Source organism: Kitasatospora sp. NPDC093558, from assembly GCF_040683475.1.
GTDB lineage: Bacteria > Actinomycetota > Actinomycetes > Streptomycetales > Streptomycetaceae > Kitasatospora.
In genome coordinates this window covers 1-10,565 of the sequence record NZ_JBFBDY010000206.1, presented here as the reverse complement: position 1 = coordinate 10,565, position 10,565 = coordinate 1, and the positions used below count along the sequence as shown (strand labels likewise).

11 protein-coding genes and 1 pseudogene are annotated in these 10,565 nt (G+C 68.7%); 4 read left to right on the top strand and 8 right to left on the bottom strand.

Annotated features, from left to right (window positions below; genetic code table 11):
* Window positions 1-89: 89 nt before the first annotated feature.
* From AB0O00_RS20055 to AB0O00_RS20045, 3 genes are all read right to left on the bottom strand, one after another.
* Window positions 90-428 carry a hypothetical protein gene (locus AB0O00_RS20055; RefSeq protein WP_363653582.1) on the bottom strand — a complete coding sequence of 113 codons (339 nt, stop codon included), beginning with the start codon at window positions 426-428 and terminating at the stop codon, window positions 90-92.
* 102 nt (window positions 429-530) lie between these two features.
* Window positions 531-773: a hypothetical protein gene (locus tag AB0O00_RS20050; protein ID WP_363653580.1), complete on the bottom strand. Its 243-nt coding sequence runs from the start codon at window positions 771-773 to the stop codon at window positions 531-533.
* On the bottom strand, window positions 773-1,168 hold the full coding sequence (locus AB0O00_RS20045) for a hypothetical protein (RefSeq protein WP_363653578.1): 396 nt from the start codon (window positions 1,166-1,168) through the stop codon (window positions 773-775). Before AB0O00_RS20045 ends, AB0O00_RS20050 begins: the two co-directional genes overlap by 1 nt.
* A gap of 157 nt (window positions 1,169-1,325) precedes the next feature.
* On the opposite strand from AB0O00_RS20045, the gene AB0O00_RS20040 reads away from it, so the two are divergent.
* On the top strand, window positions 1,326-1,613 hold the full coding sequence (locus AB0O00_RS20040; RefSeq protein WP_363653576.1) for a winged helix-turn-helix domain-containing protein: 288 nt from the start codon (window positions 1,326-1,328) through the stop codon (window positions 1,611-1,613).
* Window positions 1,614-1,862: 249 nt separating this feature from the next.
* Here the strand turns inward: AB0O00_RS20040 and AB0O00_RS20035 are convergent, their stop codons facing one another.
* From AB0O00_RS20035 to AB0O00_RS20015, 5 genes are all read right to left on the bottom strand, one after another.
* Window positions 1,863-2,021 carry a hypothetical protein gene (locus AB0O00_RS20035; protein WP_363653574.1) on the bottom strand — a complete coding sequence of 53 codons (159 nt, stop codon included), beginning with the start codon at window positions 2,019-2,021 and terminating at the stop codon, window positions 1,863-1,865.
* Between the two features lie 803 nt (window positions 2,022-2,824).
* A complete protein-coding gene (locus AB0O00_RS20030) occupies window positions 2,825-3,328 on the bottom strand; it encodes an NUDIX hydrolase (protein ID WP_363653572.1) in 504 nt (167 codons plus the stop codon).
* Window positions 3,329-3,390: 62 nt separating this feature from the next.
* On the bottom strand, window positions 3,391-3,540 hold the full coding sequence (locus AB0O00_RS20025; RefSeq protein WP_363653570.1) for a hypothetical protein: 150 nt from the start codon (window positions 3,538-3,540) through the stop codon (window positions 3,391-3,393).
* A 270-nt stretch (window positions 3,541-3,810) separates the two neighbouring features.
* The gene (locus AB0O00_RS20020; RefSeq protein ID WP_363653568.1) at window positions 3,811-4,218 is read right to left on the bottom strand and encodes a hypothetical protein; all 408 of its coding nucleotides are present in this window, start codon (window positions 4,216-4,218) and stop codon (window positions 3,811-3,813) included.
* Window positions 4,219-4,238: 20 nt separating this feature from the next.
* Window positions 4,239-4,463: a hypothetical protein gene (locus AB0O00_RS20015; RefSeq protein WP_363653566.1), complete on the bottom strand. Its 225-nt coding sequence runs from the start codon at window positions 4,461-4,463 to the stop codon at window positions 4,239-4,241.
* 232 nt (window positions 4,464-4,695) lie between these two features.
* Between AB0O00_RS20015 and AB0O00_RS20010 the strand changes: the two genes are divergently transcribed.
* The 3 genes and pseudogenes from AB0O00_RS20010 (at window position 4,696) to AB0O00_RS20000 (ending at window position 10,518) form a co-directional block, all read left to right on the top strand.
* A complete protein-coding gene (locus AB0O00_RS20010; protein WP_363653564.1) occupies window positions 4,696-5,652 on the top strand; it encodes a DUF397 domain-containing protein in 957 nt (318 codons plus the stop codon).
* A gap of 437 nt (window positions 5,653-6,089) precedes the next feature.
* Window positions 6,090-7,427, top strand: a pseudogene (locus AB0O00_RS20005) (alkaline phosphatase family protein); the annotation flags it as partial.
* A 463-nt stretch (window positions 7,428-7,890) separates the two neighbouring features.
* Window positions 7,891-10,518 carry a hypothetical protein gene (locus AB0O00_RS20000; RefSeq protein WP_363653562.1) on the top strand — a complete coding sequence of 876 codons (2,628 nt, stop codon included), beginning with the start codon at window positions 7,891-7,893 and terminating at the stop codon, window positions 10,516-10,518.
* Window positions 10,519-10,565: the final 47 nt, after the last annotated feature.

Below are 10,565 nucleotides of genomic sequence, written 5' to 3'. Positions count from 1 at the left end.
GGCTGCGGCCTGACGGCCGGTCCCGGCCGGGCGCCGGCCGACCCAGACTCAACACCCCCGAGACGAACGCCCGCAGGGTCAGGCTGGGCTCACTCGCCGCACGTGCACTCGTCCTTGTCTCGACCCGCCATGCGGTCGAGCACCTCTCCAAGCCGACGCGCTCCGGATGCCGTTCCCTTCAGGAACACCACGCCGTGCCCGTCGTCGGACCACCCGGCCTGCGCCCGCACAAGATCGGGCCCCTGAAGGCCCAGAGCGGCAAGAAGGGCGTTCAACTGCTCGGCGGCAGCGCGCGCCTCCAGCCATGGCCCCTCGTAGTCGACACCTTCCAGCTTCGGGCCGCCCCCGAGAAAGATCTCACCGTCTTCATCGGGCTGCCCTTCGCCTTCCCACTCCGGCATGTGCTCGTCCCCTGTGCAGACCGTCACGAGAAAACTGTCAGCCCCCGACCGGAGAGGCCGGGGGCTGACGAGTGTAACGGCTGGCCGGAGCGCCAGCGGGTCTGTTGTCGAGGGCCGTTGGGTTGACTCTCAGTTGCCGAACACCGCCAGGGTTTCGGTCACGATCGGCGGAACCGCCCAGCAGTCCAGAGCCCGGTAGTGCAGGACGCCGTCTGACCACGGCCGCGGGTCGTTCTTAGCCCGCGGCGAGTACTGCACCGAACAGTAGGCGCCACCCACGATGGTCCACCCCTCCCGCTGGCACTTCCGCAGGCCCCTCGTGTTCCCCCGGCGGGTGCCGTCCAGCAGCACCTTGACGAACGCCCGCGACATCACGCACCCGCCCCGGTGAGAACCCCGTGACCGTCGGTCGCGTCATCGAGCCAGTGAAGCGGGTCGGGAAGGTCGAGTTGCGCCGCGAACGCAGCTGCCCGCCGCTGCCGGATCTTCTCCCACCGGGCCGCATGCGTGTCCGCCTGCTGCTTCAGTACAGCGACCTTCTCGGTAGGGGGAGTCTGCTCCCAGGCGTCCAGGTACCGGGGAACGAGCGGAGCGGGCCCCAGGGGCATCGTGCGGGCGAGCAGGTGTGCCGGGATCGGACGGTGCCACCCGCAGATGGCGGGTGCCTCCCGGTGCTCCGGACGGATGGGAATGGAACGGTGTTCCCCGCGAGCCGGCAGCACCCGGCGCAGAACCCAGAGGATCACCAGAACGGTAAGCTTGGCCATGTCGTCGCTCCTCTAAAGCGTCGGCCATGCCCCGGGACCGTTGACGCGGTCGCCGGGGTTCTGTGGTTGTGCTTCGACGGTACTTATCTATGTATACCCATGTCTACCCTTGTCTACTCTTCTGTCTCGATGAAGCCCTATGGCTACCCTTCTCGGCATGCCAGATGAGATCGACCACCACGCCCCCGAGTGGCCATACCGCCAGATCGTGACCACGCTGAAGACCGAGATCCAGGCTGGCCGGTGGCAGCCGGGAGGACAGCTCGATACAGAGAAGGCCCTGTGCGAACGCTTCGGGGTCGCCCGGAAAACGCTCCGCCGCGCGCTCGGATCTCTGCGCGAGGAGGGGTGGATCTTCACGGTCCCGCACCGGGGAACCTTTGTCGCCAACCCGCTTCCGGATACGACAGAGCCCCGCCCAGGCGAACCCGGACGGGGCCTGTAACGCGCCGTTCCTCAGGTGGTCGGCTTGGGGCGCCCTTTCCATTCCCCGTTGTTGAGGGGGATGTATCCCGTACCTTCACAGTCCGGGCACGTCTCGGCGATATGACCGGTACCGACCTGGCCGTCACGGACGCCCATGCGGGCTCGGTGGCGGACTCCGTCCGCACAGTTGGGGCATCGGACCCGGAACTTCATGAACGGGCGCGTGCCGGAGGCTTCTTCGTCTTCGCTCATGGTGCCAGTATGCGGCTCAGTACTGCTTCTTGCCGGTGCCGCCGCAGCCCGAGCACCGCTGAACCTCGGTGGACGAGATGTAGGACTTCGAGCCGTCGGGGTTCGTCACCTCCGTGAACTTCTGCACCTGAACCTGCCCGGTGCCGCCGCAGGACGGACAGATCATTTCGGGCATTCTCGTACCTCCTGACGTGTTGCTCCCCGGGGCTGTCCCAGGGGCTCGTGCACTTTCAGGGCCCGTTCCAACTGGCTAGCTACCCGGAAGGGCTGCGGGTTGGAACGGGAGCCTTTCGGTCTTCGGTGGGCGTCCCGGCCGATTCCGTTCGTACCTGTTTTCCATGGCCGGCGGACCGGCACACCGGATGGTCATGTGGACCGGATGGTCTCGCTCGAAGCGGCGAATGCAGACCTCCGTGTAGCGGACCCTGCCGGTCAGCGGGTCGGCGAATCGTCTGCGACCGAGCACGGTCCAAAGGCGACCGTGCTTGTCCCGGAAGTTCCCCAACAGCGGCGGCAGTTTCAGCCGTTCCACGCATTTGTCAGGCTGGGGACACTCGCAACCGTCGGCGTCAACCACCGACAGCGCCCGGGCATCCGATACGAAGAACTGGCCGGGGTCGGAATTCCTTGGGGACACCGGTTACCCTCCGTTCGGGTCGTAGGTCACCGTGACGTGCGCCCACTGCTGCCGGCCGCTCGGCGCGTACCTCCAGCGGCCCCGGGCTTCGGCAATCGGCCTCGCGTGCCGAAGCAGGATCTCGCCGAAGTCCTTCACTTCGCGCGGGACTTCGAGAGCCCACCACCGTCGGGCGGCGTCCGCAAGCAGGTGCGTGGCAAGCCGTTCGAAACTCTCGGCGGCAGTCCATCCGCGAACGTCGGACAAGCCCGGGACACCGGGAACACCCGGCTGCCCTCGAAACCAGTACTCGGCTCGCCATGGTCTGTCGCCGGGGCCATAGCCAGGGCCCGAGCTGTTGCTCATGCGCCGTGACGCCGGTCGGCCGGCTGCCCGATGTAGAGAAGCGGCTGCCTCAGCCCGCAGTCCGCGTGGGCGATGGCGATCCGGATGCGCGCCGCCATGTACGGCTCGGCGTGGTCGTCCACCTCGTCCGGGTGGATCCACACGAGTGCCCGGATCTCCTTGGCCGCGCCGACGGGGATGCTCAGTCCGGTTACTTCGGCGTGCGAGGCGAACCCGCCGTCGCAAATGAAGTTGAAGCCCTCGACGGCCCCGGTCGCGGGGTTCGCCGGAATCTGGTCAACGCCCAGGTGGAAGGAGATCGTTCGGCGCAGTCCGGTCTCTTCGGCGAGTTCACGCGCGGCAGCGTCGGCCACCTGTTCGCCCTTGTGCACGCCACCGCCGGGGAGCTGCTTTCCCTCCCGGTAGGTCGTCTCTTCCAGGAGAACGCGCTTCTCTCCGTCCCTGATCAGGACCAGGGCGCCGATCCGGCGGGCGGGCTGCTGCGGAATGTCAGTGTGCATCACGGATGTCCTTGGGGGTTACATTTGACGGGAGTTGGGGGAAGCCTGTCCCGGTCGCGCGGCTAGTCCTTGTCGGAGTCACTGCCGCCGGCCTTCTCCTTGAACTTGTCGACCAGGGCGCGCTTCTCGGCGGCTTGCCGGTTCGCGGCGTCAGTCGCCTTCTGATCGGTCTTGTGCTTGGTGGACTTCTTGGTGCTCTTGCCCATGACCATGTGGCGGCTCTCCGTTCCTCGAAGTGGGTGGTCCCGCCCGTCCACGACGGGGGTTGCGCGTACGGACGGGACCGCTCCCGTACCGGGACACCCGCCCTCGGACAGCCCCGGGGCAGGGGTACGGGAGGTTGAGCCCGCCCCACCCGCGTGGCTTCCGTGACTGCGCGGGCGGGACGGGGGTCTGTACGGGTTACTTGGGCTTCTTCGGCTGTTCGATCCGGCGGATAATCTCGATCCGGTGGAGCCAGGGCTGACGCCGGCGCGAAGCCCTCACGCGGCAATCGGCACGACGGCGGTGCGACGGATGCGCTTGAAGCCGCACACCTGAACGCGGGTCTCCTCCGGATGCTGGCTCAGATAGTCGTCCCACAACAGGTAGCCGAACCTCAGGCACTCGCACGTCCACGTGAGGGTGCCGTCCGGCCCCGGCGGGTCGGGACTGATCTCCCGGTTGCACGGGCACTTGTCGGGCACTGGTTCACTCATTCGACGCGCCTTTCTGCGTGATAGTTGACCTCGTTGAAGCAAGGACTCGGCAACAACCACCGCTGAGTTGAAGACCGCGCCGAACGTCAGCACGACCACCAGCGCTCGAACTGCGTACGACTGTCCGCGTATCGCCGAGTCCGCCAACAGTGCGGCGACCAGTCCGGCAACTACGGTCGTGCTGACCAGCACTGCGTAGACCCGGAGCGGTCTCACTGGTACGCCGAAGCGAACGAACCTCGGGGCGCTCCGGCCGGGTTGGTGCACTCCAAGTCCGGTGGCACGGGCCCGACGTCGGTCGGGTCCGCCGTCCACTCGCACCCGCCGGACGTGGGGCGCAGGTAGTGCCGACCGCCTACGGTGTCCATGTAGACACCGGCCCGCCGGGTGTTCCGGTCAAAGACGAGTTGCCCGCCCTGGGGCATGTACGTGTCCATGTCGCCGCCTTCCGGACGATCGCTGTGCGGTAACTAGCCAACTCCCGTGGGTAGGCAAAGGGGTATACCTGACGGCGGGACAAAGGTTTTGTCCAGAAGGGTTGGTGGTGACGTGGCAGGTAGGCCCGCGCCTGAGTGGCGGCTGACGCCGGAGTCTTGGGCTTGGCTGCTTCAGCACCAGCGGGCCCGCGCGGGATATGGCTCTGCCGCTGCGTTGTCCCGGGCCTTGCAGTTGGATGAGAGCTACGGCTCGAAGTTCGAAAGACTGTCCAGGCAGCCGCCGAGGGACTACGCCGAACGCTGCGACAAGTTGTTCAAGACCGGCAAGTTACTTGTCGAAGCATGGGATGCAGTCGACTGGGCCTCGATGCCGTCCAGTCCAGATCGGTTCCAGTTCTTCACGGATCTCGAAGCGCGGGCTGATCAGGTGCGAGAGTACGACACCGCCCGAATCTCAGGACTGCTACAGACTCCGGCCTATGCCCGCGCTCTGCACCGCTTCGTTCAGCCCGACGCCACCGCCGAGAAGATTGAGCTCGACGTGAAGGCCCGAATGAGCCGTCAGACCCGGTTCCTGGCGCCTCAGGGGCCCTTCCTGATTGCGGTGTTGGACGAAGCGGTGATCCGGCAACACGTCGGCGGCCGGGTTGTCATGCAGTACCAACTGCAACACCTGCTGGACGTTCCCAAGCGACATCCGAACATCGTGATCCAAGTTGCCCCCTTCGAGCTGGGCGAGCGTACCGGCGTGGCGGGCGGCTTCACGTTGCTTGAACTGCCGGACGGGGAACGTTGGGCGTACTCGGAATCCATGAGTCGTGGTCACGCTGTAAGTGATCCAGCGACGATAGGGAAGCAGATCCGGGCCTATGATCAGCTTCGAGCAGACGCCCTGTCCGCCACGGAATCCGCCCGCCTGATCGCCCGCGTGAAGAGGGAGCTTGTCAACGTGAGTACCACCGGTCCTATCTCTGTCAGCTGGAACCCGCCGCGTGAGTGGAAGACGGCCTCTTACTCCCAGGGCGACGGCGGGCAGTGCGTTGAAGTCGCAACCAACGTCGCCGTGGACGAGGGCGTCGTGCCCGTGCGGGACTCGAAGGACCGGAGCGGCCCTGAGCTGGAGATCAGCGCCGCCGGGTGGTCTGCCTTCATTGCCGCCATCCGCGCCGGAGAGTTCGGAACAGTCTGATCTGCACAGACGCAACAGAGGCCCCCTGCCATGAGGAGGGGGCCTCTGTATCTTGCCGATGGGCTGCCGTAAAGTCCTCCAGCATCAAGTGAGGAGTCTCCTGTTGTGCTGGCCTTCCGATAGCTGCCGCGCGGTGGTGCGGGCCGGGGGCGGGAAGCTTTACGCACCTCCCAGTGGCGGGACCCGAGTCGGGCAAGCCCGGGGGGCCACTCGGCCAAATTGCGGTCAGGCCCAACAGCCCTGACCGAGTCGCGCCAGCTTACGGCCCCCCGACCATGCCCGACCCCACCACCGGCAGGACACCGCCCAAAGCTTCCCGCCCCCTCGTGGGCAACCGCTCGGCTGATCACCGCCAGCCGCAGACTAGTTGGGGCGCCGGCGCGCCGGGAGGTCAGCGATCCCGGCAAGCACGGAAACTACATTCGCCAGAGTATTGCCTCGCGTACTTCAGCCAGTTCACCAGCGCGCCCGCGTCGAGCCCGCTCGCCCAGCGCGGCATGGGCTCGGTGCCCAGCACCGGCTCCACGCCGGACGACATCGCCGCCGCGATCCGGGCCGACTCGGTCGCCGGCACGCTGCCGCAGGTCTCCTGGGTGGTGTCCAACCAGCTGTTCTCCGAGCACCCGGACGGCCCGCCGCAGAACGGCGCGCACTTCGTCAACCTGGTGGTGCAGGCGCTCGCGGCGAACCCGGACGTCTTCAACTCCACCGTCCTGTTCCTCAACTACGACGAGAACGACGGCTTCTTCGACCACGTGCCCCCGCCCGCCGCCCCGGCCGGCACCGCCGGCGAGTTCTACAACGGCACCACCATCGGCCTCGGCTTCCGCGTCCCGATGATCGTCGTCTCGCCGTGGAGCCGCGGCGGCTTCGTCGACTCCCGGGTCTACGACCACACGTCCGTGCTGCGCTTCCTGGAGACCTGGACCGCAGCCATCGGCACCCCCGCCGTCTGCCCGAACATCAGCACCTGGCGCCGCCAGGTCTGCGGCGACCTCACCGGCGCCTTCGACTTCACCAACCCCGTCTACGGCGTGCCCGCGCTGCCCGACACCAGCGCCACCATCAGCCAGGCCACCGCCAACCTGCAGATCAACCCGGCCCCCGGCACCAACGCCATGCCCGTCCAGGAGCCCGGCACCAAGCCCGCCCGCGCCCTGCCCTACCAGCCGAACGCCTGGGTCGACCGGATCGAGTACGGCGCGAACAACCAGATCCTGCTCTGGCTCGACCTGGCCAACCAGGGCCCGCAGGCCACCGCCTGGGCACACTACTCGGTCCACGCCAACGCCTACCGCAGCGGCGGCCCCTGGCAGTACACCGTCGCCCCGTACGACGCGTCGACCGGCAACGACGGCAGCAGCAGCGACTTCTTCAACATCGGCGCCAACTACGGCAACGGGCAGTACGACCTCACCGTGCTCGGCCCCAACCGCTTCCTGCGCCGCTTCACCGGCAACGCCACCACGGCCGGCAAGACCGCGGAGGCCACCACCTCCTACGCGCCGGCCCCGGACACCGGCAAGCCGGCGGTGTGGTTCACGATGACCAACACCGGTACCGCCACCGTCACGTTCACCATCACCGCCACCCATTACCGCACCGGCACCTGGACCTACCAGGTCGCCCCCGGCGCGAGCGTCAGCGACTACTTCAACGCCGTCATGATCGCCCAGGGCTGGTACGACTTCACCGTCACCGTGAGCAGCGACGCCGCCTGGACGCGCCGCGCGACCGGCCACATCGAGACGGGCACCGCCAGCGTCAGCGGCTGAGCCACGCGCGCGGACAGCCGGGCCGAGATCGAGGGCAACACCGTCGGCGGTTCGCTGCTCTGCTCCGGCAACAACCCGCCGCCGACCAACGACTGGAACCCGAACACGGTGAAGGGCGGCAAGCTGGGACAGTGCTCGGGACTGTAGGCGCATTCTGGCACCCGGCCGACACACGCCGGTAGGGGCCCGCTCCGTGCGGGCCCCTTCCGGCGTTTCGCGGATGAGTCGCGTCCTGACCATCGGGCCTTGGTAAACCGTGATTCGCGTCACGTTCGACCGGCCCGATTTCCTTGCGTGCACGGAACGCCGCAGGCCGGTCCACCTGCGGGTTCCGCGCGGAATCACGGTGGACGACGGCGGACATTCACTGAATAAACGGATCGTCCGACAAGTCTGGGAAAACCCTGGGCGGTTGCTGAGAATGGCGCGTCCCCACGCACATCCTCCTCTCCGGGAGCCGCGCATGCCCTCATCGCGTACCCGCTGGAGCAGACGGCGAATAGCCATCGCCACTGCCCTGCCCGTCCTGCTCGTCGCCGCCACCGTGGCGAGCGGCCTGGACCTCGACCGCTACCTCGACTTCGACCACGACCGAGCCGCCGCCTGCGGTGCCGCGCACGGCCCGGACGCCGACCGGGACCGCGACGCCGACCGCGACGCCGACAAGGACGCCGACGCCGATTCCGACGCCCGTCCCGGCCACTGCGGCATGGCCGGCGAGAGCGCCGACATCCTCGCCGCCTTCGCCCAGGCGAACATCGCCCGTACCGCGCCCGGCACCTCGGTGAGCTCCGAGGCCGTGACGGCCGCCGCGAAGGACGCCGCCGCCATGCCGGTGACCGGCGCCGCCGTCGCCTGGCAGCAGAAGAACGACCTGCCGTACCAGTCGCAGAACTCCGCCTACGCGCAAGGCCCCTGGTGGGCCGGGCACGACGTCGTCTCCGGGCGCGCGACCGCGCTGGCCGCCGACGGTGCCACGGTCTACCTCGGCACCGCCGGCGGCGGCGTGTGGAAGACCACCGACCAGGGCCAGACCTGGACCCCGCTCTTCGACAACCAGCCGAGCCTCGCCATCGGCGCGGTCGCCGTCAACCCGGCCGACCACTCGGTCTGGGTCGGCACCGGCGAGGGCAACTCCAACTCCGACGGCGTCGGCGGCACCGGCGTGTACCGCTCCACCGACGGCGGACAGACCTGGACCCAGGCCGGCACCGGGCTGACCAACAGCCTCGTGACGCACATCGAGTTCGCGGGCACCAAGGTCTACGTCGCCACCAACCAGGGCCTCATCCGGCACGACGCCGCCGCCACGGACGGCGCCTGGGAGACGGTCCTCAAGCCGGACCCGAACCCCGGCAACTCGCCCTACCGCACCTCCTGGATCACCGACGTCCGCGTCCAGCCCGGCAGCAACGGCAGCAGCCTGGTCGCCGTCCTCGGCTGGCGCGGCGGCACCAAGGCCGACGACCTCACCTACAACGGCGTCTACTACTCCACCGCCAACGGCGACTCCGGCACCTGGAACAAGGCCACCGTCTCCGGTGACCTGACCCAGGCGCAGATCGGCCGCACCACCCTCGGCTTCACCTCCGACGGCGGCAAGCTCTACGCCGTCGTCGAGGACCCGACGACCGTCGCGCTCGCGGGCGTCTACGCCTCCAACACCGGTGACCCGAACGGCCCGTGGACCCGGCTCGCGGACGGCCCCGCCCTCAAGAGCGCGGGCGCCACCGCCGGCACCGTCGGCGGCCAGGCCTGGTACGACCAGTACCTCGTCGTCGACCCGGCCGACGACACCCACCTGTACGTCGGCCTGGAGGACCTCTACGAGACCTCCGACTCCGGCTCCACGTGGACGGCCATCGGCCCGTACTGGTGGAACGACACCTACAGCTGCTTCAGCTGGGACCCGGCGCAGTTCACCTGCCCCAACACCACCCACCCCGACCACCACGCGGCCGTGGTCGCCCCCGACGGCACCACGTACTTCGGCAGCGACGGCGGCGTGTGGTCCCGCCCCTCCGCCACGCGCGCCCAGGTCGGCGGGTTCAACGACCTCAACGCCGGGCTGCGCACCCTCCAGTACTACGGCGGCCAGACGGGCAAGAACACCACGGGCACCGGTGACATCTTCTGGGGCGGCCTCCAGGACAACGGCTACTCCGTGTCCACCCCGGGCGACCCGGCGATGTACGAGCCCAAGGGCGGCGACGGCTTCAACGTGATCGTCGCCCCGCAGGACGGCCGTTACACCGTCGCCGAGTACACCAACCTGGCCCTCGCCAAGACCCTCGACGGCGGCCACACCTGGTACAACATCAGCCCCAACTGCACCAACTTCAAGCCGACGTCGACCGGTACCCCGTGCGAGAAGGACGGCCGATTCGTCGCCCCCTTCGGCGCGGACGTGGCCAACGTCCAGCACTGGGTGGCCGGCGGCCGCTACGTCTGGGACAACCAGGGCAAGGGCTGGTCCACCGCCTGCACCGGCGCGACCTGCGACTGGAAGCCGGTCTTCGACCTCGGCGCCGGCAACGCGGCCACCGCCGTGACCGCCAACGGCACGGTGACGTACGCCGGTTGGTGCGGCACCGGCAACGGCTGCAACCCCGGAGGCGGTTCGCCTTTCGTCTCCGGCATCGCCACCAACTACGGCGGCGGCTGGCACCAGGTGCAGGCCCCCAACCTGCCCAACCGGGTGGTCACCGCGATCTCCGTCGACCAGGCCGACGCCGCGCACGTCATCGCCGTCTACGGCTCCTACAGCCGGCACTGGATCGACGGCGCGGGCACCGGCCACGTCTTCGAGTCCCACGACGGCGGCGCCACCTGGACCGACATCAGCGGCAACCTGCCCGACGCGCCCGTCAACGCCGTCAAGATCGCCCTGGGCTCGCTGATCGTGGGCACCGACAACGGCGTCCTCGCCGCCTCGCCGACCGCCCCCACCAACTGGTACCGGCTGGGCAGCGGACTGCCCAACACCCCGGTCGGCGACCTCGCCGTCGCCCCCGACAGCTCGTACCTGCTGGTTTCCACGCACGGACGCGGCGCCTGGACGTGGACGCTGCCTCCGGCGCCCACGACCTGACCCGCACCTTCCCGCACCTCCCCGCGGCGCCCGGTGCCACGCGGCAC

Excerpts from the sequence above, each read along its gene's own strand:
- AB0O00_RS20050 (WP_363653580.1), bottom strand. The coding sequence starts at position 773 with ATGTCGCGGGCGTTCGTCAAGGTGCTGCTGGACGGCACCCGCCGGGGG.
- AB0O00_RS20045 (WP_363653578.1), bottom strand. The coding sequence starts at position 1,168 with ATGGCCAAGCTTACCGTTCTGGTGATCCTCTGGGTTCTGCGCCGGGTG.
- AB0O00_RS20040 (WP_363653576.1), top strand. The coding sequence starts at position 1,326 with ATGCCAGATGAGATCGACCACCACGCCCCCGAGTGGCCATACCGCCAG.
- AB0O00_RS20035 (WP_363653574.1), bottom strand. The coding sequence starts at position 2,021 with ATGCCCGAAATGATCTGTCCGTCCTGCGGCGGCACCGGGCAGGTTCAG.
- AB0O00_RS20030 (WP_363653572.1), bottom strand. The coding sequence starts at position 3,328 with ATGCACACTGACATTCCGCAGCAGCCCGCCCGCCGGATCGGCGCCCTG.
- AB0O00_RS20025 (WP_363653570.1), bottom strand. The coding sequence starts at position 3,540 with ATGGTCATGGGCAAGAGCACCAAGAAGTCCACCAAGCACAAGACCGAT.
- AB0O00_RS20015 (WP_363653566.1), bottom strand. The coding sequence starts at position 4,463 with ATGGACACGTACATGCCCCAGGGCGGGCAACTCGTCTTTGACCGGAAC.
- AB0O00_RS20000 (WP_363653562.1), top strand. The coding sequence starts at position 7,891 with ATGCCCTCATCGCGTACCCGCTGGAGCAGACGGCGAATAGCCATCGCC.